The following is a 23,911-nucleotide window of genomic DNA, read 5'->3' on the forward strand; positions in this document are numbered from 1 at the left end:
CACGTTTGTCTTATCAAGCGAACCAAACGCTCATCATAAAACAAAAGGAGCGCAGTGTACTTGATTTCGGCCCAGAAAGATCGCCCAAATGAAAATATTCTAAGCTTGCCGCGGCGAGCTATTTAAACAAGTGCTGAATATTTTTTAAATCGCCTTTACCTTCGGCAATTTCTTCGGGGGTTAAGCCCGTCACTTCATGGGGGAACACTAACCAATCTTCAGAGGCGTGGATATAGTAATCAGGCTTTAAAGGCACTGCGGTATTTTTTGGCTTGTAATAAGGGCAAGCGATACGAATATCGGTTGGCATATTCAGGCGCATCAGTTGGCTGAGTTTTTCTTTTAATGCATGGATACTACGGCCAGAGTCAAACACGTCATCCACAATCAATAAACCATCGCTCGCGTTTGCATTTTCAACGATATAATGCAAACCATGCACTTTTATTTCTTTGCTTTGTTTGTCGGTGCCAATACCGTAGTAGGAAGAAGTGCGCACGGCAATATGGTCGGTTTCAACCTGTTTAAAATCGAAAAACTCTTGAACTGCGATCCCGATTGGAGCGCCGCCACGCCAAATGCCGACGATAAACTGCGGACGAAAACCACTCTCATACACCTGCGAAGCTAATAAAAATGAATCTTCCAGCAGTTGCTGTGCGGTAACAAAATACTTTTCTGACATGACACCGTCCCCATCGTGATAGTTATTTTTAGGTGACTAAAGCGAATGCTTTACCTAATAGATCTGTTCGGCGCCCAAAACACGAGAACAGCATGCTCTTCACAAGAGCCCTAGCAAGTGTAGGCAGCCGCCGAATTTTGGGAGCGAATTTTATACCAAAAAAAACCACAGTGCTGCAGTAATAGTAACAACTTGCGGGGTAACAACCGTTTATTTTGCATTTTAAGGGCAAAATCAACAAAAAAGGCCACCCTAAGGTGGCCAAGAAGGAGCAAGACAAAGTAGAAATTAGACGATAGGCGTAATTTTATGCTCGCCCGCTTTGGTCATAGCGCTATAACTACGGGCCGTGGCGGCTTGGAAATCCTTAGATAAAATCGTATCCACATAATGCCAATCGCTGCGCACGGCATCGGCGGTGAAAGTAAGCGTCATAAAGCCGCGATCCTTAAGGTTGGCATACTTAAGATCGGCGACTAACTCCACAATCGCGGCTTCTGTCGCCGGAATTTGCTCCGCCGGCAGGTTTAAGTGATATTCAAGCCCAGGTGAAGAGACTGAACTGGTCGCAAACTCCACCCCTACTGTGTCGCCATTGACATCATTAAGTTCATTTGCCCAGGCATTATGGGTATCACCCGCAATCACTACGAGATTGTGATTCTTCGATTTGGCCGTGCCTAAAATCACCTCACGTTCATAGGCGTAACCATCCCAAGCATCTAAATTGTATGGGATTGAAGGTAATTGCAGTAGGGCTATTACCTCGGGTGTTAACAGGGCTTGATTGGCTTGCAGGTATTGCAGCTCTTGGGCGGTAAGGGTTGGGTCCCCCGCCGCCGCGCGCGCGGCCAACTTAGCTAATCCTCCTAACATGGCAAATTGGGGAATGCTCATCTGCTGGGTCGCAATGGCCGCAGGTAAGGACATCTTACCCATTAAAATTTGTTGGCCTAGTACCTGCCATTTCCCCGTAGCCTGTAACAGGGTGCCCTGCAGCCATAATAGCTGAGTCAAACCGAGCAAAGTACGCGAGGTTGAAGTCACATCGGTGCGGAAACGCTCGCCATCGAATGCCCCTGTGGTGGCATCCATATAATCGGCATAATCGAGGGGCTTATCGCGGGCCAATACGCGGGTATCGAGCATATGCAAATCGACCAGATTACCGTAACTGAAGCTGCGGTAAATCTCTTCATGGTTACCCTCGCGCCATGGACGGATCGGCAGCCACTCAAAGTATGCCTGCAGTGCCGCTTCTTTACGGGCGGCGAAATCCCCTTCACCTTCGTTATGGTTCTCGGCGCCATCACGCCAGGTATCGTTGGCTACTTCGTGATCATCCCATACGGTAATAAAGGGCACTTTAGCATGCAATTTTTGCAAGCTGGTGTCTGTACGATATTGCCCATAACGGGTACGGTAATCACTCAATGACAGCAGTTCATTGGCGGGTAACACTTCGCGCCCCAATTCGGCGGCGTGCTCACTGGCATAACCGCCGCGGGCATATTCATAGATGTAATCCCCAAGATGTACCACGGCATCTAAGTCATCCTGGGCCGCCGCTAACTCGTAGGCGTTAAAATAACCGGCTGGGAAGTTAGCACAGGACATCACGGCCAATTTCACAGAACTCACCTCCCCCTCAGGTAATGTGCAAGTTTTGCCCACTTCGGAGGTTTTACCGCCCGTCATAAAGCGGTAGAAATAGTTTTTCCCCGCACGTAAACCACGGGCATCAATCTTGACCGTATAATCACGATTTGCGTTAGTGACCATCTCCCCAGTGGTCACTAATTGTGCAAAGGCCGCATCCGTTGCCACTTGCCAACTCACCTTCACATCGCCCTCGGATTCAGGCGTAACACGAGTCCAGAGGATCACCGCATCAGAAGCGGGATCGCCACTGGCAATACCATGCAAAAATTGCGCTGGTACAGATTGCACATCATTACTGTCGCTACAGCCCATTAGGCCGTAGGAGATCACAGCAACACCAACACCTTTGGCCGACATAGCCAAAAAATCACGACGAGTCACAGTACGATTCATTATTATTATTCCCTTGTTAGATTTCGCTTCACTGGTATGAGGTCTAATGAGGCCCCGATTGTGAGACATCACTGTTACATATTTGTGACATCTTTGTCAGCCTTTTATGATTTCTTTTAATTCAAAAACTTATACTGAACAACGTACTTTATTTATCCAGAACTGGCGCAGTTACAGCGGAAACTGCTACCATCGAAAAGGTGAAGGACGACTCAAATAGTTCTGCCCATATTGCGGTAATCTAGCCAACAGATGAGCGATGCAAGAAAGGAATTTATATGATGAAAGTCAGCGATATTATGAGCCCGAGCGTGATTTGCATTAGCGATGGCGCCAGCTTGAAAGATGCCCACCATCTAATGCAAACCCGAGGTGTTCGCCACTTACCCGTGATATCCGAAACCGATGGCACTCTGGTTGGCGTACTCACCCATAAAAAAATGATCGCCAGCGTCTTATCTATGCTGAACAAATATGGCCAAGGAGCGCTCGACCGCAAGGAACGTTACACCCCCATTGCCACGGTAATGGACAAGGAGTTTCAACACTTAACCGCCGATGAGCCTTTAACTGTTGTGGTGGAATATTTTATTGAAAACAAACTCGGCTGCTTACCCGTCGTCGATGCCGATAAAAAAGTGCTCGGTATCGTCACATCATCGGACTTTATTAAGCTGTGCCGTACCCTGCTGCAACAGCAAGCTTAACGCCTAACATCTTCCCTCTTTCTCGCTAGCCTTCAGTTATCTGGGCTAGCGAGAGGAGTTATTTAAAAATCCGAAGGACACCCGTGGCCAAGTTATTATCCCAAGAACAATTTATCCGCGCCTATGAATGCGCCGAATTAGGCTGCATTGCCAATCAACAACAACTCGCCAAATTGCTCGCCGATCCCGATTATGACGCTTTACATGAATACAGCGCCTACTTTGGCAAAGCGGCGACGCAAATCACCTGTATCAGTGACTTACAAAGTATGGAGGAATTGCATTTTGTCGCGGGGAACTTGAATTGGGACGATGATGACCCAGACATGGTCAGGGCGATTATCGAACACCCACTGTGTGACGCGGGTACAGCCTTATTACTTTACTGGTACGGGCAAGGTTTTCATTACTCCACGCCGGAGACGCTCGACACGCCTTTTGGACAGCTATTCAAAACCATAACCGATAGATTTATTGCGCGTGGCTATGCCAGTTATAAAATCCATTTTGACCCGATTAAAGAATGTTTTATGCCCTCATTAGAAGACGTTCTTACTCGAGGATACCAAATTCCCGGTGCGCTTTTTGCCCCCTACAACACTATGGAAATCGAAACTGATGCCGGGCACCCAAGGTATCTACAATTTAAAAATGAACTGCTGAAATCGGGCAAATGGGGCAATCAATAAGCGCTGACCTTTTGTTATCTGAACCGTTTAAACCGGGGTTACTGGCGGTATACGCGTAAAACGCTGCCAGCGACCCGAGCGCCAGCGGTGCACCATAATCAATCCGCGGATCCACTCATCGGCGGCGACCGCCAGCCAAGCGGCGAGCACTCCGTAGCCTAAGTGCAAACCAAATAACCAAGCAAAAAAGACTCCTATTCCCCACATGCTAAACAGACCAACCCGCACGGGGAAAGCCACATCACCCGCGCCCTTTAGCGCCGAGATAATCACCAGATTAAACACTCGCCCGGTTTCAAGGGCAATGGAACCCAATAGCAGGAGTGCGGTAAGTTGAATGACCTCTGGATTTTCACTCAGCCAGCCCACTATGGTAAAGCGCTGCCAATAAAAGGCTAACACTATGACAAGGGAGGCGATAAAGCCCACAAGGCAATACTTTTGCACCCGCACAGTTATCTCATCGAACCATTGTTTACCCACATAATATCCGGTTTGAATTTGCGACGCCTGCCCAAGCGCCACCGCAAAACAGTAAATAAAGCGGCTGATATTTAAGCCATAGGTGTAGGCCGTGAGCGATAAAGTGCCCATCTGGCTGATAAAGTAGATGATGGTCATCTGCGCCAGATTGTAGGACAGCATCTCGCCAGCATTGAGTAGGCCAATGCGCATCACGCTCCAATAGGTGCTGCGCGGTAAGAGCTTAAGCCGTTGCATCGGCAGTGGGACCTGTTTACTGCGGATCACCGCCAGCATAATCAAGGCTCCAATAATCTGGCTAGTCACAGTCGATATCGCCACCCCAGTGACACCATAAACGGGCAAACCAAAGGGAGAAAACAGGGCGATATAGTTGCCTATTACATTCATCAACCCAGTGCTAGAGGTGACTAACATGGCCGAGCGGGTAAAACCATAGCTACGCAAAATGGCGGCAAAGGCAATGTTCATCACTAAACCTATGCTCAAGCTGCCACAAATCACTAGGTAATCGTAGGCAAAACCCGCCACATGGGACTCGAGGGCAAATAACTGAATAATGCCCTTCGCGCCAAAAAACATCGACAGCCCCATTAGCAGGGCAAGGGCCAAACTCAGAACAACACTCGCCACCCCGACATCGGTTGCCAGCTGCACTTTACCCGCGCCATTGTTCTGGCTGATCAAAATGCTCGCGCCCGTGCTCACCATCATGGACATGACCATCATGAAGAACATCAACTGAGTGGTGAGCCCCACCGCCGCGACCGCATTATCGGAATAATGGCTGAGCATAAAAATATCGCTGATCCCCAGTAAGGACTGCAGCAAAGTTTCGATAAAAATCGGCCAAGTGAGGGCCACTATGCCCATGCGTTGTTGTAATGTTTTAGGAACTTTGGCCACGAAAATCCTACCTTAGGGAAGAGAGAAACGATGCTGCCAGGCTATCGTTCTAAGCGATTATTTTGTTACCTTTCGCGATTTAGCTCAATCGACAAATCATTTATTGCAACCGTATTCATTGCGTTCCTATGCCTTGGTAAGGCGGCCATGCACTGCGCCCCAAGCCATTTAATGCCATAACGCCCACGGCATTATGACCTAAGAAACATTTTCTACCCGAGCCGCTATCCATTTGATCCTATGCTAGCTACACTCCGGCTACTCACGCTATATAGCCTAGCTTGGCAGTACTCATTGATCTTAGGGGGAAAAATGGCCCAACTTTATTTAGAAGACGGAATTAAACAGTTGGTCAGCGAGTTTATCGCTGCTGGATGCCCATCGGTGCGGGAACAGACCATAGAAGAACGGCGCCAAGGATATATCAACAGCACGATATTAGCAGGCGAGATTGAAGAAGTGTTTGAAGTTCGCCCGGTTTCAATCGATGGCGCAGAATTGACGCTCTTCAAACCCTCGACGGCCAAGGATTTACCCGTAGTGATTTACTACCATGGCGGCTGTTTTGTCAGTGGCGGCGTTGAGACCCACAATCAACAGCTGCGAAAACTCGCGAATGAGGCGGGCGCATTAGTGATTGCGGTGCGCTATCGCCTCGCGCCCGAACACGTTTATCCCGCCGCCCATGATGACGCCTTCCATGCCGCCAATGTGGTGCATCAACATTGCCACCAATGGGGCGGTGATAACGCCAATATCACCCTAATGGGCGACAGTGCTGGCGGCCATTTAGCCCTAGTCACTTGCCTGCGTTTAAAAGCCAAAGGACAATGGCTGCCTCAAAAACAAGTACTTATCTATCCCATGCTGGATGCGACCGCCAAGAGCCAAAGCTATAACGACAATGGCGAGAAATTTATCATCACCCGCGATACTCTGCTCACGGGGTTTGATATGTACCTCGATTGGCACCCCAGAACCGATGTCGAAGCCAGTCCGCTGCGTAGCCATGACTTAGCAGGTTTACCTGAAACCCATATCATTACGGCGGAATTTGATCCACTCGTCGATGAAGGTGAGCAGCTGTTTCGCAATCTGTTAGATGTAGGTGTAAATGCCCACTGCCGCCGCTATTTAGGCGTTATTCACGGTTTCTTCCAACTCGCTGGAGTAAGCCGCTCCGCTCGGGATGCCATGGTGCAAGTAGCCAATATTGTAAAAACACCTTAGCGCTATCTTTGATGGCTTACGTTTAATACTATTGGTATAAATAAAAAAGGCTTTCTATTCAAATAGAAAGCCTTTTTTAACACCTAATTCTTACACCAATCGCATTTAAACTAACATCAGACTTAGGCGCGTTTGTTTCGATAGGCTAAAAATAACAACACTATCCCTACGGCTAGGAAAGGTAGGCTGAGAAGTTGCCCTGCACTTAAGACGGTTTCAGCATAAGCCGCTTGGCTAACTTTAATCGATTCAATCGCCATGCGCGCACTAAATACCAATACCAGAAATAGGCCAAAAATCGCCCCATGCCGTTGTTTGACTTGGGTAAAACGATAAATAGCGTACAGGCCAATAAAGATAGCTAAATAGGCAAAAGCCTCATAGAGCTGCGCCGGATGCCTTGGCAGCATATCAACACGGGCAAAGATAATTCCCCACGGCATGGTGGTTGGCTCACCTAAAATTTCCGAATTAGCAAAGTTTGCCATACGCACAAAAAAGCCAAAAATGGCCGTGGCAATCGCCAATCGATCCAATAGAAATAGGAAAGGGAGCTTCACTTTGCGCTGATAGTAGTAAAGAGCCAAAATCGCCCCTAAACCACCACCATGGCTGGCGAGTCCGCCTTCCCAAATCGCCAAAATCTTAAGCGGATGGGCGAAGTAATAAGCGGGATCGTAAAAAATACAATGGGCCAATCTGGCGCCAACTATGATACCAACCACACAGTAAATCAGTAAATTATCAAGGGATTCAAGGTCGAGCCCCTCCTTGATATAAATCCGCTTCATCACCTGAAAACCCATGGTGATCGCTACGGCAAACAAGACTCCATACCAATGTATTTTGAGCCCCATAAACGAGACTAATACTGGATCGAGTTCCCACACTAAGTGTTCCAAATTCAATTACTCCATAACACTTGGTACATAGAGGTACACTAAAAGGCCTGTTTTACGTGGTTAAACGCCAATAGACAAGCCCCATTTAGCCGCGCTGTCAAAGTGTGCCTAATCATTCAACTGCGCCGAGTGAATGTTAACGCACTTGCATTGAGTTCAATCACACTCACTTTTACTCAGGCGCAGAATAATATCCCTATGCTGCGGATATTGCGCTAACAAACTTTCTTGGCTGAATAACTCAAAGTCATCGAAGGTAAAACCGGGTGATACCATGCAACCCACCAGAGAGAATCCAGCTTGATTCATCGCCGAGCCAAAAATGCAGCCCTTAGGCACTAAAAACTGTGGCCTTTCCCCCGCGGCTAAGTCCAAGCCTAATTGCGCCGTTGTTAGCTCACCCTCGGGGGAAATCATATAAATGGTCAGTGATTGTCCCCCGTGGAAATACCACATCTCGTCGGCCGTGAGTCGATGAAAGTGCGACACTTCGCCCGTTCGCAGTAGAAAATAAATGCTGCTCCAGAGGGCTCGAGTCGAGTCGTATTGCATAGCGGAGCGGTAGGAAGACCGATAATAACCCCCTTCGATATGCTGCTCTAACTCCAAAAACTTAATAAAATCATCTGCTGTGTGCATAAACCTGCCTCATTCAAATTAACTCGAACCGAAGTCTACACCCTAAGTTTGCTTGAATTAATCCTACACATGCTAAATGAAGGATTTAGCCTCAAAAAAGCCGTACTGCGAGTTAAACTTAATCACATCACTAAAATCACAACACTAAAATCACAACACTAAAATCACAACAGCCCATACGGATAAGGTTTGTTTTCCACCTAAAAACAGCTAAATTCATACCATAAATTGAATGTTGATATCTTTATGTTCGCAGCCCCATCATAGTGAATATCAAACATATAAAATGGTGTAGGGGGTTTATTTGATGATCAATGTTGAGCAAATCGCTTTAGTGCTGGACGCCCTACCCGATCCAGCTTTTATCCTTTCCCAAAGTGGCCGTTATATTGCCGTGTTTGGCGGTAAAGATGATCGTTATTACCACGATGGTAGCGGATTAGTGGGTCTGTACCTTAGCGATGTACTCAATGAGGAAAAGTGCAATTATTACCTCGGCATCATAAACCAAGCCATCACGAGTCGTAGACTGCTGATCGAAGAATATGAGCTCAGTAATAAGGATGTCAAAGGCTTATCCGACCAAGGCCCTTCCGAACCTATCTGGTTTGAGGGGCGTATTCAGGCATTAGATTTTCTCGTCGATGACGAACCCGTGGTACTGTGGGTCGCCAGTAATATCTCCAAACGCCATGAACTGGAAATGCAACTGCGGCAATTAAGCGATACCGATCAGCTTACTGGGCTTTACAATCGCCGCAGACTTGAGCGTGACTTAAACCACCTCTTCGATACCTTCAGTCGCCACCGCATTCCCGCCTCGATCTTAGTGCTAGATCTGGATCATCTAAAATTGATCAACGATCAACTTGGGCACCATGTGGGTGATAAGGTCATCATGGCTGTCGCCGATACCTGCAGACAACAATTTAGAAAAACCGACAGCGCCTATCGTTTTGGTGGCGATGAATTTGTGATCGCCCTGCCCGGTGTTGAATATGACCAAGCCATAGTGTTTGCAGAACATCTCTGTGATTGCTGCTTTAAAGCATTACAACAACATGCGGTAAAAGGACTCTTTGCCACCGTCAGTATTGGTGTCGCCACGATTGAAGCGGACGATACCTCCTACGAAGACACCTTAAAACGCGCCGATGCCGCCCTATATCAAGCCAAGCGGGATGGTAAAAATCGCGTTATCGCCAATAGTGCTTAATGCTTTATATCCGTGACAAATAGGCAATAAAAAAGCGAACCTAAGTTCGCTTTTTTATTCTGGATCAAGCTACTAGCACTCGATTTTACTTAGCCGCGCTGGCCTTACGAGCGGCGTGAAGTTTCTTATAGCTCTCGATTAAACGCAGGTGCGGCTCAATCCCTTCGAGCTGCATGCTGGTCTTAGTTAAACCGCTAAAGCGGACTTTACCCGTAACAGAACCAACGACTTGCTCCATCACTTCCTCACCAAACATACGGGTGAAGTTATGCATAAAATCATCGAGTTCGAGATCTTCATCGAGTGTCACTTCTAACACGGCATTCATCGCCTGGTAGAACAAACCACGTTTAACCGTGTTGTCGTTAAATTGCAGGAACTCACCGACCAGTTCGAGCGCCTCTTCATGCTCGCCAAGTGCAAGATAAATCAGGATCTTAAGTTCGATAATGGTTAACTTGCCCCACACGGTATTTTCATCGAAGACTATGCCAATCAGGGTACGAATGTCAGTGTAGTTATCGAGCTGGCTTTCTTCTAAGCGATTGACTAGGTTGACCAATTGCTTAGTGCTTAAGGAATGCAGATTTAAGATATCTTCACGGTAAGCCAGCGCCTTATTAGTGTTATCCCAAATCAAGTCATCAACTGGATAAATTTCAGAATAATCAGGCACTAAAATACGGCAAGCCGATGCGCCTAATTCGGTAAATTCGGCGACATACACCTCTTTACCGAGATCTTCTAAAATGCCGAATAAGCGAGCAGCTTCTTCTTCATTGGTGCCGGAGAAGTCCCACTCGCAGAACTCATAGTCATGCTTGCTGCTAAAGAAGCGCCAGGAGATCACGCCCGTTGAGTCGATAAAGTGCTCGACAAAGTTTTCAGGCTCAGTCACCGCCATACTGTTAAAGGTCGGTTTTGGCACATCGTTTAACCCTTCAAAACTACGGCCCTGGAGCAGCTCGGTTAAGCTGCGTTCTAACGCCACTTCAAAGCTTGGGTGGGCGCCGAATGAGGCAAATACTCCGCCGGTTTTCGGGTTCATTAGGGTTACGCACATCACAGGGAACTGACCGCCGAGTGAGGCATCTTTCACTACCACAGGGAAACCCTGTTCCTCTAAGCCCTTAATGCCAGCAAGAATGCTTGGATATTTTTCCAATACCGACATAGGCACGTCTGGCAGCACAATTTCCTGCTCGATAATTTGGCGTTTAACGGCACGTTCAAAAATTTCAGATAGACACTGTACTTCGGCTTCTTTCAGGTTGTTACCCGCGCTCATACCATTGCTTAAGAACAGGTTTTCAATCAGGTTCGATGGAAAGTACACAGTCTCACCATCGGATTTGCGGGTATAAGGAATCGCACAAATACCGCGCTTGATATTACCCGAGTTAGTATCGATCAAGTGCGAGCCGCAAAGCTCCTCGTCAGGGTTATAAATCTCTAGGCAATAGTCATCTAACAGACCCGCAGGCAGCGAATCGTCTTCTTCTAGGGCAAACCATTTTTCATTGGGGTAATGCACAAATTCGCTATTGGCGATTTCAACACCAAAGAACTGATCGTTATAGAAGAAGTTGTTGTTTAACCGCTCGATAAACTCGCCAAGTGCCGAGCACAGTGCGCTCTCTTTGGTGGCGCCTTTACCATTGGTAAAACACATGGGTGAAGCGGCATCGCGGATATGCAGTGACCATACGTTCGGCACTATATTGCGCCAGGATGAGATTTCAATCTTCATGCCCAGATCGGCGAGCATGGCCGTCATATTGGCAATGGTTTGCTCGAGCGGTAAATCTTTACCCAAGATATAGGTGTTGCTCTCACCCGCGGGATGCCCCATCAGCATGGCATTAGCATCTGAATCGAGGTTTTCAACGATTTGGATCTTAAATTCTGGCCCAGTTTGTACCACTTTTTTCACTGTGCAGCGGTCAATCGAGCGCAAAATACCTTCACGGTCCTTGTCCGAAATATCGCTAGGCAACTCAACATTGATCTGGAAAATCTGGTTATAGCGATCCTCAGGATCGACAATATTATTCTGCGACAGGCGAATATTATCCGTTGGAATATCACGGGCGTTGCAATACACCTTGACGAAATAGGCCGCGCAAAGGGCTGACGACGCTAAGAAATAATCAAAGGGACCAGGGGCTGAACCATCACCTTTATAACGGATCGGCTGATCGGCGGTGACGGTAAAATCATCAAACTTGGCTTCAAGTCTAAGATTGTCGAGAAAATTAACTTTGATTTCCATTGAATATAATTTCCACTAAATATGCGAGTCTGTGCAGCCCATCGACCAACCTGCGGGATTGATCATGAGTGAGAATGGTGAATTATCGGTGTTTTTCGCCCATTAGTCTTGGGTTAATTATGTTAAAAAAATCCGACGAGGGATTTACAGGGGTAAACCTGTCATCAAGGTAAGCTAAAAGCAGGCTTTTATTCGGAGTATGGCAATTTTGTTAACTTAAGCACTAAGAAAGGGGGAATATTAGCTATACTCCCCGCAGTAAAGCGATGTTCATCTTGGAGTATTCAGATATGCCTCATTTTAGTCTACGTAATAAATTACTATTATTATCGCTGTTCCCCCTGCTCTTTACTTTATGTGTCCTAATGAGTGTCACTTACTATGTCGAGCAAGACGCCCTCGCCGATGAAGTCACTATATTTAGAACGAAACTGATTGGTGAACGTAAAGCACAAATCAAAGAAGCAACCGAAATTGCCGCCGGGATAATACAATACCAACTGTCGTTAAAGGAAAATGGCAACGTAAATCAAGCACTGCGTGATATTCGCTTTGGTAGTGCAGGCTACTTTTTCATCTATGATTCCCAAGGCAAGAACCTCTTCCACGCCGTGATGCCCAACCTCGAAGGGCAAAATAAAATCGATATGACAGATCCTCGCGGCACAAAAATTATTGTCGGCTTACTCGATGCCGCTAAAAATGGCGATGGCAACTTCTCGTTTTATTTTGAAAAACCTAACACCAAGGAGCAAATAGAAAAACTTGGTTACTCCATGATGATCCCAGGCACTGACTGGATGTTAGGCACTGGAGCCTATATTGATGATATCGACGCAGTCGTTGAGGATTATCGCGCCAGCGCAACGGAGCAAATGATGAGTAAATCCTTTGCAATTCTGTTGATTGCGCTTGTCCTTGCTGGCATCACCGCTTTTATCATCATGATCACAACCCATCGTATGGTCACACCGATTAAAAATATGGCCGATAACCTAAACGATATCGCCAAAGGCGAAGGCGATTTAACCAAGCGCCTTACCGTCAAAGGAGAAGATGAAATCGCTCAACTCGGTCAATCGTTTAACCTGTTTGTCGATAAACTTCAAACCATCATGGGCGATGTCGCCAGTGCTACGGCTAAAGTGAAATCGGCAGCGAATGCGATTCATGACCAAACCAAAGTCATGTCGAGCCAACTTATCAGCCATAACAATGAAACCGACCAAGTGGTAACGGCCATAACTGAAATGTCATCCACAGCAAGCGAAGTGGCACAAAATACCACCCAAGTGGCCGAAGCAACCCAAGCCGCAACAGGTGATGTCGCCAACGCACAGCGTTGTGTCGATGCCTCATTAGAGGAAATTGCAGGCTTGATGGAGCAAATCAATAATGCCGCTGGTAGCATTCAATCCTTAAGCGAACAGTCTAAAAAAATCAACAACGTGCTATCCGTGATTGGTGGCATTGCCGAGCAAACAAACCTATTAGCATTAAATGCTGCTATCGAAGCGGCTCGCGCGGGTGAGCAAGGTCGCGGCTTTGCCGTGGTGGCCGATGAAGTACGTAATTTAGCGAGCCGCACCCAATCAAGCACATTAGAAATCAATGAAATGCTCTCTGAACTGCACAAACTTGTCGCACAAGCAGTAAAAACGATGGAAGAAAGTCAGCAAAGCTGCGTGCGCTCGGTAGACTCTTCTCGCGCAATATCTGAAAGCCTTGGCTCAGTCACATCGGCAGTCACAGCAATCAACGATATGAGTACCCAAATTGCCACCGCAGCAACGGAGCAAAGCTCTGTCACCGAAGAAATTAACCGTAATGTGTACGCCATCCAAGAGATTGTGAATGAGTTACTCCACTCTAGCGAAGATGCCGCCAGAGTGAGCCAAACCGTATCACAGGAAGGAACAAACTTAGGTAAGCTCGTCGGTCAGTTTAAAATTTAAAGCTATATCCAATGGGTTGCGAAATCAGAATGAAAAGTAGCAACCCATTGGTTTACTTAAAATGCAAAGACTCAGCCTTACAGAGGCCAATGCCTGCGGATAATAATTGCTGAGTACTGCTTTTATTTTCAAAAAGTAAAACTTAATTCCCATTGCCTACGTATATAAACCCAAATACCCCACCCATTAGAAATAGCCATGTTTTCAATTTTTAAAAAAGATCCCTTAAAAAAATTAACACAGCAATATAACGCTAAACTGGAAGAAGCGATGCATGCCCAGCGAAAAGGCGATATTAGATCCTACTCAATGCTGACCGCAGAAGCCGAACAAATCGAAAATCAAATAAAAGTGTTAGAAACAACAAGCCATAAATAAACCTTCAAAGCAAAAAACTCAGCGGAAAAACTACCAAGAGTCAGCTTGAAAACGTACCAATCTGGCCTCTGTGACACTGCATTGAGTCAATTGCATCAACTCACCTAAGGTAATAGCAGGATTGTCTGTGATAAGCCGGATCAGCTTAGCGTCTAATGGTTCAAGTTTGTCTGCATACTGTAGCAAAGCTGACTCAAGCTTTTGAATAAGATAACGAAATGCACCATCAGCCATCAGTCGCTGCTCGGCTTGTAAATGGACGGTGCAGGATTGGATCTTGACCGCTGCGCCAACAATGCACCAGTTCCGTGAACGCCGCACACGCTTAAGCTCACAATTATATTGAGTTGCAATCCCTTGAGCATGTTTAACCGCCTCCCGCCCAATTCGATGAATAAGCGAGGGCAGCGAGATAGTAATGTCGTCGTTCATAATGCGTGATTAATAACTGTTGGTTTATCGAATACTTTCATGGCAATTGGGTAAGGTCGTCTCGACTTAACATTCAAGCGCCATAAAATACCTAGCGCGAAAGTGTAGCACTGTATCCTCGCAGGATAATAAGGTTCTCTAACAAATGCTGCCCATACTTATCCCATGCTGCGCAATCAGTCACAGTTAAAGTCTTGAGCGTTGCGCTGGGATTGCCTACAATAGCGCACGCTTTTTCACTATAGACAATGACAGATCACGACCATGACCGACACAACATCATTACCCGCTTTACCGGATCGCCTTTCCGTTAACCCACGCAGCCCACACCATGTGGCAGAAATTTTCGAGCACGATATCGGTATTAAGCTCAACGGCAAAGAGCGTTTTGATGTCGAAGAATATTGCATCAGTGAAGGTTGGGTAAAAGTCCCCTCTAAATCCTTAGATCGTCGCGGCCAACCACTGCTGCTCACAATAAAAGGCACAGTTGAAGCGTTTTATCGTTAAGCCGTTAAGCCTTAGCGTAATAGCAGGATCATAACAACGGCCAATCTAATTGGCCGTTTTTGTTTGCCCAGCAGCAAATGGTACTAATTCAATACTACTTGCTGAAACTGCACGAGTGCCGTTAAATTCGGAACAGCTATCCAGTCAGTTTTTGGCGAGATGGATTAAATCAAACAGCATTGCGTATGTCTAATTACTTGAATATCATCAAGTTTATCTGTGGATTTACTAGAGAAAAGCGTTAGGGTGAGGAGAAATAGTTGATGTCTCGGTAGCTCCAATATATAAAGGTCCTTCCAGAATACCGGCAGGTATAACAGTAAACGCTCAAGATAGTGGTGATTTCTTTGAAAACATTACTCTTCTTAATCCTCATGGAATGTAGATCATGACCCTATCTGTATTAAATAGCATTTTAGTTCCCCCTAACTTCCCTAATGAATCTGGGATTGATAACGTTTGGCCTTCTATAGATGAAGGTCTTAGTTTTCCTAGGGATTACATTGCGTTTATTAATCGTTATGGCACAGGAAGAATTGCCGATTTTATTGCGATATTCAATCCATTTACTAAAAATTATGACCTTGATTTTTTTGAACAGAAGAAATCAATCATTGAAGACTTCAATTACCTTAATAATGAAGACCCAGAGTATTTTAAATATAACCTCTATCCAAAAATTAATGGCCTTTTACCAATAGGCGTAACGGATAATGGTGATTGCATATTTTGGGTTGTTTCCGATCTAAAAGACAGTGATACATGGGGCACTGCAATAATCGCATCTAGATCGCCAGATGTAGAATATTTTGATGAAAATATAACCTCTCTATTGTCTGGTTTATTGTTAAGAAAAATAAGATCAGGATCATTACCTAATAGTTTCCCTCCTGAAAATATTACCTTTGAAAAAATTTAAACAAAAAATAAATGGTCATCCGCAATAAATCATTGGACTGTTTCGGCCAACCACTGCTGCTCACAATAAAAGGCACAGTTGAAGCGTTCTATCGTTAAGTCGCTAGCCATTAAGCCTTAGCGCAAAGAGCGGGATCATAAAAACGGCCAATCTGATTGGCCGTTTTTGTTTGGTCAACTTTTCTTTAAAATCAGTTTTGTGATAAAACGCGTTGATTAAACCGTATAACGCAAGTTAAGGAGTGACCCAAAGGAAAAAGCAGAGCAAACTCGAACTCAATCATCAAGCACACCATTTAGGGAAGAAGAAAATAGATCCTCTTAAAAAGTGTACTCCGATCCCACTGATTTACTTTTTCACCTATTGAAGAAGAAAAATATCACTATCACCCCCTCGGAGGGCTTATCATGCTGCTCCTTGGTCGTGTTCTACAAACCGAAATCTGGTGACTAGAAACAGTGACAACAGAAAATTGCTGACATGGATGGCGTCGCACCGACAAGCTGCTCGCCATGCACTTGACCGTTCGACCCGGCTAATCTGCGGAGTTTGCAAGTATGGAACAGTTTTACCAACTGGCTCACGCCTTTATGAATCACGATCTGAACACTCTTTCCGATCCCAAGATGGCTTTTATGATCTGCGGTGTGATTTTGACGTTTCTGGTACTGGAAAACGGATTCATTCCAACCGCCTTTCTGCCCGGCGACAGCCTGCTGATCCTTACCGGCGTACTCATTTATCAAGATGTATTATCCCTCGGGGTGATCCCGCTGCTGATCATGGCCACCTTTATCGGCACTTGGCTCGGCTACATGCAGGGGCGCTTCCTCGGCCATACCCAGATGTATCACCGGCTGATGTCCCATGTTGAAGACAGGCACAAGGAGAAGGTCTACTACCTGCTGGACAAGTACGGCATCCTGACCCTGATCACCGCCCGTTATATCGCCTTCGTGCGCACCGCCTATCCCTATATCGTCGGCGCCACCGAGCTGCCGCAGGGGCGCTTCCTCATAGTCAACCTGATCAGCTCCATCATGTGGATCTGCCCGCTGGTCGGCATCGGCTACTACCTGAGCCACACCAAACTGGCGGCCGAATACCAGTCCCAGTTCCTCAATGTCATTATCTATCTGCCAGTGGTATTACTTGTGGGCGGCATGGTGGCACTAGTGTGGCGCTGGATAAGCAAACGCAAGGCCGCGCAGCCGCGGGATTGATCCCTAGCGCAATGCCCAACCGTGAAATACCTAGGTCAGAGCAACATAGTCACAAGTCATTCTTTAAAATCAGTTTTGTGATAAAACGCATTGATTAAACCGCATAACGCAGGTTAAAGTGTGACCACTAAGTAAAAAGTGTGACCACTTAAGGAAAAAACAGAGCCAACTCGATTATCGAGCACGCTATTTAGGAGAAATAAAAGTGTGCTAGGACCAAAAATAAAAGCACATCAAACTTTAGCTTTCCTCGACAGAATAAAAACAATTGTTACATTATAATATCAATTGCTTCTACATAGGGATATACAATGCTATCAAAAATAGGTTTAAGTAACTTCAAGTCTATTAATCTTCAATCCCCCTTACCTTTGAGTTTACTAACTGTATTATGTGGCGCAAATAGTAGTGGTAAAAGTTCATTACTCCAATCTCTCATGATGCTTTCGCAAACTTACAGTGCTCGTTTTTCACATAAAGCCGTTGCACTGAATGGTCACTTAGTAAAATTAGGTGAGTTTGACGATATAAAAGGAAAGTATTCAGACGAATCTGATGAGGTTTCAGTACATTTTTGTATTGAAGACAATAATAGTAATGATAGAATAGAAAATATAAAAAGCATTAATGTCAACTTTAGTTTTGGATTTAAAAATAACATATCAAAACTAACCGTTGATCGTTTAGACCCTCCACTAACAAGAGTTAGTGTAAGTTCATCATTCAATCAAACTCTGTTTGGCGATGAAGAAAAGAACATTAATATATCAGTGAGTAAGATTGAAGAACCAAATAGAGTGCATCCATTTTTAGAGAAAGTATATGGTTCCGATATCCTTGACTATAAAATAGATTATATTGATAAAATAATCTCAAGAAAAATAGAAAAAGAATACCCTAACTGTGAAATAATCGGATGCAAGCTTACAAATTTTATCCCCACTGCGTTACTAATAAAATATGACCATTCAATAAAGTCTATATCTCTTATTATAAGTCTGCTATCAGATGGTAATAAAAATCTATCTTTCAAAAACCAATTAGAAAACTCATTACTAGAGTCAACAATACCTATTAACATCTTTAAGAAAATATATAGCTCTTTAAATAAAGAACGAGAATCATTTATAAACTTTCTCAAAGAGAATATCATGGAAGGCAGAAGCATAAGCTTTTCCACGGATGAAGTAAGAAAAATAGCTCAGGATTCATTAAAAGGAATTGGTATTGGCGATGACCTTAACTTTATAAAAGATATAATAGAGGATGATAAAAATATTCTAGTTAAGGACTGGTTAACATTATATAAAAAAATCGACAGCAAACATCAACTTAAGTTAAAAAGCATTATAACTGAAAATATTGATGAATTTTATGAAATACTTAGCCTTTCAGAATCGAAAGACTTTAGATATCAATTATATAGAGTAGAAGAGTTTTCAGCTATAGCACGACAGTTAGGTATTCAATTATCAAATGGTATAAAGTTCTTAGGGCCATTACGCAACGAACCTATGGCAGTTTACCCAATTAGTGGTTTATTTGACCCAGATGACGTTGGACTAAAAGGAGAAAATGTAGCCGCAGTTTTACACATTAATAAATCAAGAAAAGTACAATGTCCTTTACCTGAGTTTTTTAATGAAAATGATTTCTACGGTGTAGATTTTTCTTTAATCCCCTCTAAGCAGGTAACAATTGCAGATGCTTGTATTAGCTGGCTATCCTATATGGGTGTCGTTAGTAACATTTCAACACTAGACAAGGGGAAGTTAGGGTACGAGTTACAAGTAAAAACAAATGAATCTGACTCATTTCAAGATTTAACACATGTCGGGGTCGGTGTAAGTCAAGTACTTCCTATTGTTTTAATGTGTCTACTGTCAAAGGTTAATGAGACATTAATATTTGAACAACCCGAACTTCACCTGCACCCTAAAGTGCAAGCCAGATTAGCTGATTTTTTCATTGCAATGAGCTCTATTGGTAGACAATGCATTGTTGAAACCCATAGTGAATACATGATAAACCGACTAAGATATAGAGTTGCATGCTCAACCAACAATCATATAAACGATATGTTGTCATTATATTTTGTTAATAAAATAAACTCTGTATCACAATTTGAAGAAATAAAAATATCAAATTTTGGTGCGATTAAAGAATGGCCTGATGATTTTTTTGACCAAACCCAAGATGAGGTAAGTAAAATATTAAGGGTTGCTTCGCATAAAAAGAAGATGATGAAAATGGGGTCCAGTATTTAATGAGCATAGTAATCTCACCAGACTTCTGTGTCAGGCCTGCATTATGTGAAACTCTCGATGTTGAAATCGCGATCTCCGATATTATTTTACTAAACAAAATAATACAGCAAGGCATTGACTTCCTATCTATATCTTTGTGCGAAGATATTATGTATCACATAGAAAAAAAAGGATTTTACCCGACGGATAAAATATTTAAAAAACAAATAAAAGAATCAGGACTTGATGATTCCTTTGCAATTAAGGACTTAGTGACAGCCTTACTAAATATACTAGATCGCACTAATGACATATGCGAAGACAATAACATTACAGGTGTAATAAATAATGACGAAGATATTAAATTCACTCCTGAGCTAAACACTGCCAATGGTAGCGCCATAGATTATTGCTATAGAGACACTATCAAAAATTTAGCTGCAATAAAAAATATAAACAAAAAAAGCCACTCTATAATAAATTCAAACCTCCCAAATACAATAAACATTGAAATTAAGAATCCAACGATTTTCATAAATAATATAGAGATAAAAAAACAACTCATCAATGAAGATATTGAGGTAAACTCCTGCATTAGACAGAAAATACTAAAGCTCGATATTTCAAAACTTTACTCTCATGTAAAGAATAAGGATAACTTACATTTAGTTCTTTTCTTCAGGACATTACAAGCTATAAACGAGATTGGAGGTGACATTCAAAGCATTGACTTAGATAGCTTTGTAATTGGCGAACATTTTTTTAACTCATTATATGACTGTCAATGTAATCCTGATGCTAAATTTTCTGATGTCTTTTTAGAAACTGTATCGAAACTATTAGCTGGGAATCCAAAAAATGAAGAATCTCCTTTCAGAGTAGGGAAAGAAAAAACAGCTAAACAGAAAACAAAAGGAGATTTATTAGCATATCGAACGCATATTACTAAATCAAAAGAAGGCCTAAGACTTATGTATTGGAAATGTAAATCCGGGGGAATTGAATTAGCAAATGTAGGAAACAAACAAGACTTAGAAATAAAGTAAAGGAATGATTTTATAATGAAAAACAAAACAAAAGGCCATCCATAATAAATAACATACCTACTTTTGGCTTGCCTACGTCTGCACTGACTAAAATTGCTTAAATGAGTGTCAGGACAGGCATAACTCTTCACTCAATGGTTACACCAGAACTGGCATTGTTGAACCAGTGACCTTCTAAAACAGGATGTTTTAGTAGAGCCTACAGGGACGACTAATGTTTAAATCATGGGCGGCGAGTCACTGGTATAACTAATATAAGAGAATGCAAAAGCCTGCGGCAGGCAACAAAAAAGCGACCTTTCGGTCGCTTTTGTATGTCCATAATTGCGTTGCTGGCGAAGCTAATGCAAGGCGGATTGAAAGCTTTCGCGCGGAGTTGACTCCTGTCAATGAGCACGAAAGCTGAGATTCAACGCCGCAGTAGCGAGCCTAAGCAGCAATTATTCGTAGTCTGATAATGGTGCACAACTACACATCAAGTTGCGGTCGCCGTAAACATCGTCAATACGATTTACGGTTGGCCAGAACTTGTTAGTACGCACTGCTGCACTTGGGAACACGGCCACTTCGCGGCTGTATGGACGCGTATCGAACTCTGGGTCCATGATATCGGCCATAGTGTGCGGTGCGTTGTGCAGCGGGTTGTTATCCGCTGGCCATTCGCCCGATTCCACCTTGGCGATTTCGGCGCGGATTGACACCATTGCATCGATAAAGCGGTCCAGTTCAACCTTAGACTCAGATTCGGTTGGCTCAATCATCAGGGTTCCCGCAACTGGGAAGCTCATGGTTGGCGCGTGGAAACCATAGTCATTCAAACGCTTAGCGATATCCATTTCGGTCACGCCTGAGGCTTCTTTCAGTGGACGTAGGTCGATAATACATTCGTGCGCTACGCGATCATTACGGCCACGGAACAGTACTGGGTAGTGTTCTGACAGCTTTTTCATCACGTAGTTAGCGTTTAACAGCGCGGTTTGGGTCGACTTTTTCAGGCCCTTTGAACCTAGCAGCTTAATGTACATCCAGCTAATTGGCAGAATGCCAGCGCTGCCGTATGGCGCTGCTGATACGGCGCCGTTATTGTCGCTTTCACGGCCCGGTTTCACCACAACGTGACCGGCTACGAACGGCGCTAAGTGGGCTTTCACGCCGATTGGGCCCATACCTGGACCACCGCCGCCGTGTGGAATCGCGAAGGTTTTGTGCAGGTTAAGGTGCGATACGTCGGCACCGATAAAGCCTGGTGAGGTTAAGCCAACTTGGGCGTTCATGTTGGCGCCGTCCAAGTACACTTGACCACCATGCTGGTGCACTATGTTGCAGATTTCGCGGATAGATTCTTCATACACACCGTGGGTCGATGGGTAAGTGATCATGATGCAAGACAGGTTTTCAGCCACTTCGGCGGCTTTCGTCTTCAGATCTTCTAAATCGACGTTACCTTGCTTATCGCAAGCCGTCACCACCACTTGCATACCGGCTAATTGCGCCGATGCAGGGTTAGTACCGTGGGCAGATTGCGGGATTAGACAGATATTTCTGTGGGCGTCACCGCGTGACTCATGGTATTTCTTGATGGCTAACAAGCCAGCGTATTCACCTTGAGCGCCTGAGTTAGGCTGGATACACACGGCATCGTAACCCGTTACATTCACCAGCCATGAAGACAGTTCTTCAATTAGCTGAGTGTAACCCTTGGCTTGATCCAGCGGGCAGAATGGGTGCATGTTGGCAAATTCTGGCCAGCTGACGGGGATCATTTCAACAGCAGCGTTTAACTTCATGGTGCATGAACCCAATGAAATCATTGAGTAGTTCAGTGCTAAGTCTTTGCTTTCGAGACGCTTGATATAACGCATCATCTCGGTTTCGCTTTGGTAGCGATTAAAGGTTGGGTGGCTTAAAATCGCATCTTGGCGCACGAGTGCGGCAGGAATCGATTGGCTACCTTGCGCAACGATTTGCGCATCTAACGCGGCAACATCTAAGCCATGACCCGCACCTAAAATCACCTCGAACAGGGCTTCGATATCGGCGCGGATAGTGGTTTCATCTAAGCTCACGCCCACAGTGCCATCGGCATCGAAGCGTAGGTTCATTTCAGCGGCCAGTGCGCGGGCATTCACTGCTGCAACATCTAAGCCTTTGATGCTGATGGTATCAAACCAAGTGCTGTTGACTAAACTCACGCCCTTGGCTTGTAAGCCTGCCGCTAAAATATCGGCGAAACGGTGAATGCGTGAAGCGATAGTTTTCAGGCCATCAGGGCCGTGGAATACGGCGTAGAAAGACGCCATATTCGCTAACAGAATTTGTGCGGTACAAATGTTTGAGTTGGCTTTTTCGCGGCGGATATGTTGCTCGCGAGTTTGCATCGCCATACGCAGTGCGCGGTTACCACGGGCGTCTTTCGATACACCGATAATGCGGCCAGGCATTGAACGTTTGTGCTCGTCACGGGCAACGAAGAAGGCCGCGTGTGGGCCACCAAAGCCCATTGGCACGCCAAAACGCTGGGCGCTACCGAAGACCACATCGGCACCCATGGCACCGGGTGATTTCAGTAACACTAATGCCATAATGTCGGCAGCAACGGTCACTACCACGTTTTTAGCGCGCAGTGTGGCGAATAGTTCGGTGAAGTCAGTAACTTGACCAAAACGGTTTGAATATTGGAACAGGGCACCAAACAGCTCATGGTTAACGGCTTCAGATGCAGGGCCAACCACGACGTCAAAACCAAAACACTCAGCGCGGGTTTTCACTACGTCTAAGGTTTGTGGGAACACATCATCGGCAACGAAGAAGGTATTGGCTTTTTTCGCTTTAGAAACGCGCTTGGCCAGCGCCATGGCTTCGGCAGCGGCAGTCGCTTCGTCCAGCAGTGAAGCAGAAGCTAAGTCTAAACCCGTTAAATCCATCGACACTTGTTGGAAGTTTAGAATGGCTTCTAAACGGCCTTGGGCGATTTCTGGCTGATAGGGCGTGTAAGCCGTGTACCAACCTGGGTTTTCCAATACGTTACGCAGGATCACGTTTGGCACTTGTGTGCCGTAGTAACCCATACCAATGTAGCTCTTAAATACTTGGTTTTGCTGTGCTAAACCACGAATATAAGCCAGACCTTCGGCTTCGCCGCAGGAATCACCAATACTCAACTCTTGGTTTAAACGGATCGACTCAGGCACGATTTGCGCGGTTAAATCGTCCAGAGACTCGGCACCAACATAGTTCAGCATGGCTTGCTGCTGGCTGCTATCTGGGCCGATATGACGACGTAGGAATAGATCGTGCTGTTCTAACTGAGTGAGGGTTTGCTTGGTCATGATAAACCTTGTTCCAGATTTGCCGTAACTCAGAACTGTAGGGTACTGATTAACGGGCTGTTGTTATGTCAATCTTGCGCTAAAACAAA

19 protein-coding genes are annotated in these 23,911 nt (G+C 44.9%); 11 read left to right on the forward strand and 8 right to left on the reverse strand.

Annotated elements, in window-relative coordinates:
* Positions 1–118: 118 nt before the first annotated feature.
* Both MJO46_RS09270 and MJO46_RS09275 read right to left on the reverse strand, forming a co-directional pair.
* The gene (locus tag MJO46_RS09270; RefSeq protein WP_028759331.1) at positions 119–685 is read right to left on the reverse strand and encodes a phosphoribosyltransferase; all 567 of its coding nucleotides are present in this window, start codon (positions 683–685) and stop codon (positions 119–121) included.
* A gap of 288 nt (positions 686–973) precedes the next feature.
* Positions 974–2,740 carry an alkaline phosphatase gene (locus MJO46_RS09275; protein ID WP_253989061.1) on the reverse strand — a complete coding sequence of 589 codons (1,767 nt, stop codon included), beginning with the start codon at positions 2,738–2,740 and terminating at the stop codon, positions 974–976.
* A gap of 281 nt (positions 2,741–3,021) precedes the next feature.
* Between MJO46_RS09275 and MJO46_RS09280 the strand changes: the two genes are divergently transcribed.
* Both MJO46_RS09280 and MJO46_RS09285 read left to right on the forward strand, forming a co-directional pair.
* Positions 3,022–3,447 (forward strand): HPP family protein, encoded by a 426-nt coding sequence (locus MJO46_RS09280; protein WP_253989286.1) that lies wholly within the window; start codon positions 3,022–3,024, stop codon positions 3,445–3,447.
* 83 nt (positions 3,448–3,530) lie between these two features.
* Positions 3,531–4,136, forward strand: coding sequence for a DUF4274 domain-containing protein (locus MJO46_RS09285; RefSeq protein ID WP_253989062.1), 606 nt, complete (start codon positions 3,531–3,533; stop codon positions 4,134–4,136).
* 27 nt (positions 4,137–4,163) lie between these two features.
* Here MJO46_RS09285 and MJO46_RS09290 read toward each other — a convergent pair whose 3' ends face one another.
* A complete protein-coding gene (locus MJO46_RS09290; RefSeq protein WP_253989063.1) occupies positions 4,164–5,525 on the reverse strand; it encodes an MATE family efflux transporter in 1,362 nt (453 codons plus the stop codon).
* Positions 5,526–5,837: 312 nt separating this feature from the next.
* On the opposite strand from MJO46_RS09290, the gene MJO46_RS09295 reads away from it, so the two are divergent.
* Positions 5,838–6,755 (forward strand): alpha/beta hydrolase, encoded by a 918-nt coding sequence (locus MJO46_RS09295; protein ID WP_253989064.1) that lies wholly within the window; start codon positions 5,838–5,840, stop codon positions 6,753–6,755.
* Positions 6,756–6,877: 122 nt separating this feature from the next.
* On the opposite strand, the gene lgt is transcribed toward MJO46_RS09295, so the two are convergent.
* The gene (lgt, locus tag MJO46_RS09300; protein WP_253989065.1) at positions 6,878–7,657 is read right to left on the reverse strand and encodes a prolipoprotein diacylglyceryl transferase; all 780 of its coding nucleotides are present in this window, start codon (positions 7,655–7,657) and stop codon (positions 6,878–6,880) included.
* A gap of 156 nt (positions 7,658–7,813) precedes the next feature.
* Positions 7,814–8,296, reverse strand: coding sequence for a cupin domain-containing protein (locus MJO46_RS09305; protein WP_253989066.1), 483 nt, complete (start codon positions 8,294–8,296; stop codon positions 7,814–7,816).
* Positions 8,297–8,603: 307 nt separating this feature from the next.
* On the opposite strand from MJO46_RS09305, the gene MJO46_RS09310 reads away from it, so the two are divergent.
* Positions 8,604–9,512: a GGDEF domain-containing protein gene (locus MJO46_RS09310; RefSeq protein WP_253989287.1), complete on the forward strand. Its 909-nt coding sequence runs from the start codon at positions 8,604–8,606 to the stop codon at positions 9,510–9,512.
* 85 nt (positions 9,513–9,597) lie between these two features.
* Here the strand turns inward: MJO46_RS09310 and MJO46_RS09315 are convergent, their stop codons facing one another.
* Positions 9,598–11,784 (reverse strand): OsmC domain/YcaO domain-containing protein, encoded by a 2,187-nt coding sequence (locus tag MJO46_RS09315; protein WP_253989067.1) that lies wholly within the window; start codon positions 11,782–11,784, stop codon positions 9,598–9,600.
* A 290-nt stretch (positions 11,785–12,074) separates the two neighbouring features.
* Here MJO46_RS09315 and MJO46_RS09320 point away from each other — a divergent pair, with 290 nt between their 5' ends.
* The gene (locus MJO46_RS09320) at positions 12,075–13,739 is read left to right on the forward strand and encodes a methyl-accepting chemotaxis protein (RefSeq protein WP_253989068.1); all 1,665 of its coding nucleotides are present in this window, start codon (positions 12,075–12,077) and stop codon (positions 13,737–13,739) included.
* Between the two features lie 198 nt (positions 13,740–13,937).
* Positions 13,938–14,117, forward strand: coding sequence for a DUF6435 family protein (locus tag MJO46_RS09325; RefSeq protein ID WP_011919945.1), 180 nt, complete (start codon positions 13,938–13,940; stop codon positions 14,115–14,117).
* A 30-nt stretch (positions 14,118–14,147) separates the two neighbouring features.
* Here the strand turns inward: MJO46_RS09325 and MJO46_RS09330 are convergent, their stop codons facing one another.
* On the reverse strand, positions 14,148–14,549 hold the full coding sequence (locus MJO46_RS09330; RefSeq protein WP_253989069.1) for a ribosome recycling factor family protein: 402 nt from the start codon (positions 14,547–14,549) through the stop codon (positions 14,148–14,150).
* Between the two features lie 264 nt (positions 14,550–14,813).
* Between MJO46_RS09330 and MJO46_RS09335 the strand changes: the two genes are divergently transcribed.
* The 5 genes from MJO46_RS09335 to MJO46_RS09360 all read left to right on the forward strand — a co-directional run bounded on the left by MJO46_RS09335 (position 14,814) and on the right by MJO46_RS09360 (position 20,493).
* Positions 14,814–15,059, forward strand: a complete 246-nt coding sequence (locus tag MJO46_RS09335) for a DUF3297 family protein (RefSeq protein ID WP_253989070.1) — start codon at positions 14,814–14,816, stop codon at positions 15,057–15,059.
* Positions 15,060–15,447: 388 nt separating this feature from the next.
* Complete coding sequence (locus MJO46_RS09340; RefSeq protein WP_253989071.1) at positions 15,448–15,978, forward strand: SMI1/KNR4 family protein; 531 nt, start codon at positions 15,448–15,450, stop codon at positions 15,976–15,978.
* A 557-nt stretch (positions 15,979–16,535) separates the two neighbouring features.
* On the forward strand, positions 16,536–17,201 hold the full coding sequence (locus MJO46_RS09350; protein WP_253989072.1) for a DedA family protein: 666 nt from the start codon (positions 16,536–16,538) through the stop codon (positions 17,199–17,201).
* Between the two features lie 311 nt (positions 17,202–17,512).
* A complete protein-coding gene (locus tag MJO46_RS09355) occupies positions 17,513–19,468 on the forward strand; it encodes a DUF3696 domain-containing protein (RefSeq protein WP_253989073.1) in 1,956 nt (651 codons plus the stop codon).
* Complete coding sequence (locus tag MJO46_RS09360) at positions 19,468–20,493, forward strand: hypothetical protein (protein ID WP_253989074.1); 1,026 nt, start codon at positions 19,468–19,470, stop codon at positions 20,491–20,493. Before MJO46_RS09355 ends, MJO46_RS09360 begins: the two co-directional genes overlap by 1 nt.
* 440 nt (positions 20,494–20,933) lie before the next feature.
* On the opposite strand, the gene gcvP is transcribed toward MJO46_RS09360, so the two are convergent.
* Positions 20,934–23,822: an aminomethyl-transferring glycine dehydrogenase gene (gene gcvP, locus MJO46_RS09365; RefSeq protein ID WP_253989075.1), complete on the reverse strand. Its 2,889-nt coding sequence runs from the start codon at positions 23,820–23,822 to the stop codon at positions 20,934–20,936.
* Positions 23,823–23,911: the final 89 nt, after the last annotated feature.

Source organism: Shewanella sp. KJ2020 (genome assembly GCF_024197625.1).
GTDB lineage: Bacteria > Pseudomonadota > Gammaproteobacteria > Enterobacterales > Shewanellaceae > Shewanella.

Coding starts and splice junctions, on each gene's coding strand:
- MJO46_RS09335 (WP_253989070.1), top strand. CDS start 14,814: ATGACCGACACAACATCATTACCCGCTTTACCGGATCGCCTTTCCGTT.
- MJO46_RS09270 (WP_028759331.1), bottom strand. CDS start 685: ATGTCAGAAAAGTATTTTGTTACCGCACAGCAACTGCTGGAAGATTCA.
- MJO46_RS09320 (WP_253989068.1), top strand. CDS start 12,075: ATGCCTCATTTTAGTCTACGTAATAAATTACTATTATTATCGCTGTTC.
- MJO46_RS09355 (WP_253989073.1), top strand. CDS start 17,513: ATGCTATCAAAAATAGGTTTAAGTAACTTCAAGTCTATTAATCTTCAA.
- MJO46_RS09325 (WP_011919945.1), top strand. CDS start 13,938: ATGTTTTCAATTTTTAAAAAAGATCCCTTAAAAAAATTAACACAGCAA.
- MJO46_RS09340 (WP_253989071.1), top strand. CDS start 15,448: ATGACCCTATCTGTATTAAATAGCATTTTAGTTCCCCCTAACTTCCCT.
- MJO46_RS09295 (WP_253989064.1), top strand. CDS start 5,838: ATGGCCCAACTTTATTTAGAAGACGGAATTAAACAGTTGGTCAGCGAG.
- MJO46_RS09330 (WP_253989069.1), bottom strand. CDS start 14,549: ATGAACGACGACATTACTATCTCGCTGCCCTCGCTTATTCATCGAATT.
- MJO46_RS09305 (WP_253989066.1), bottom strand. CDS start 8,296: ATGCACACAGCAGATGATTTTATTAAGTTTTTGGAGTTAGAGCAGCAT.
- MJO46_RS09360 (WP_253989074.1), top strand. CDS start 19,468: ATGAGCATAGTAATCTCACCAGACTTCTGTGTCAGGCCTGCATTATGT.
- gcvP (WP_253989075.1), bottom strand. CDS start 23,822: ATGACCAAGCAAACCCTCACTCAGTTAGAACAGCACGATCTATTCCTA.
- MJO46_RS09315 (WP_253989067.1), bottom strand. CDS start 11,784: ATGGAAATCAAAGTTAATTTTCTCGACAATCTTAGACTTGAAGCCAAG.
- MJO46_RS09350 (WP_253989072.1), top strand. CDS start 16,536: ATGGAACAGTTTTACCAACTGGCTCACGCCTTTATGAATCACGATCTG.
- MJO46_RS09310 (WP_253989287.1), top strand. CDS start 8,604: ATGATCAATGTTGAGCAAATCGCTTTAGTGCTGGACGCCCTACCCGAT.
- MJO46_RS09280 (WP_253989286.1), top strand. CDS start 3,022: ATGAAAGTCAGCGATATTATGAGCCCGAGCGTGATTTGCATTAGCGAT.
- MJO46_RS09275 (WP_253989061.1), bottom strand. CDS start 2,740: ATGAATCGTACTGTGACTCGTCGTGATTTTTTGGCTATGTCGGCCAAA.